The 1,526-nt window shown below is 67.6% G+C and carries 1 protein-coding gene; it reads left to right on the plus strand.

The features are described 5' to 3' along the window. Positions 1-1,487: ISL3 family transposase (locus tag AC07FN_RS45870; protein WP_478401379.1), on the plus strand; the 1,487-nt coding region annotated here is incomplete at its 5' end. Between the last annotated feature and the right edge of the window lie 39 nt (positions 1,488-1,526).

Here is a 1,526-nt window from a genome sequence, read left to right on the forward strand (position 1 = left end):
CCCACCTGGCCGGCGTGATGGTCGAGCGGATCGAGCGGTCCGGGGCAGGCGTGCTGGTCTGGGCACGTGTCAAGGCCGACGATGGCATCTGCCCGTCCTGCGGCGGTAGGTCGCGGCGGGTTCACAGCCGCTATGACCGCGGGCTGGCTGACGTCTCTATGGCCGGCCAGCCAGTGATGCTGCGATTACAGGTGCGCCGGTTCTTCTGTGATGACCTTGACTGTCCTGTTCGGACGTTCGCCGAACAGGTCGACGACCTGACCTCCAAGCACGCCCGCCGAACTACGGTGTGCCGCAAGGCTTTGGAACACATCGGGTTGGCACTGGCGGGCAGAGCCGGGGCGCGTTTGGTGGCCCGGCCGGGGATGGCGGCGAGCCGGAGCACGCTGCTGCGCTTGGTCCACGCGCTACCCGAACCCGACGTCGGAACAGTCGCCGTGCTCGGTGTCGATGACTTCGCGATCAGGCGGGGCCGCAAGTATGCGACGCTGCTGATCGACGCGGTCACTCACCGCCGCCTCGACGTGCTCCCGGACCGCAAAGCCGACACTGTGGCCGCATGGCTGCGTGAACACCCCGGCGCCCAGGTGGTCTGCCGTGACGGATCGGCAGCCTATGCCGAGGCCATCCGCCAGGGCGCCCCGAAAGCGGTGCAGGCCAGTGACCGATGGCATCTCTGGCACAACCTGGCCGCGGCGGTGGAAAAGAGCGTCGTCGCCTACGCCGCATCCTGGAACACCCTGCCCTGCAAGGCAGATTCGACGCTGGACGCACGCACACGGCAACGGTTCGCCGCCGTTCACGAACTCCGAGCCCAAGGGGTCGGCCTGATGGAATGCGCCCGGCGGCTGGGCTGGGCGCTGAACACCGTCAAACGCTACGCCCGCGCCGAACGGGTCGAGGACCTGCTACGCCCACCGCGTTACGGCCCCTGCCTGGTCGATGCCCACCGCGCCCACGTTCAGCGCCGTCTGGCCGAAAAGACGCCGGTGACGCGGATCCTGGCCGAAATCCGCGACCAGGGCTACACCGGCAGCGCGAACCTCCTGGTCCGCTACATCAACCAGGGACGGGCCGACCCGCAACGCCTCGCGCCCTCCCCACGCCGTCTGGTCTCCTGGATCATGAGCCGCCCCGAGGGTCTGTCCGGCCCTACTCGCCGCCACCTCGACGATCTGATCGCCAGCTGTCCCGGGATGACCACCCTGGCCACCCGGGTGCGTGAGTTCGCCGCCATCCTCACCGGCCGCCGTGGCCAGGACCTCGCCGCCTGGATCGCCACCACCCGCGACGACGCACTACCCGGCTTCGACGCCTACCTCAACGGCCTCGAAAAAGACTGGGACGCCACCACCGCCGGCCTGACCCTGCCCTACAGCAACGGTCCCGCCGAAGGCATCAACAACAAGATCAAAATGCTCAAACGCCAAACCTACGGAAAAGCCAGCTTCGCCCTGCTACGCAAGAGAATCCTACTCGACCAATAACCCCCCGACATCATTGATCACGCAACCAGCGACAGAGCC

The sequence above is a fragment of the Saccharopolyspora sp. NPDC045941 genome (assembly GCF_056431445.1).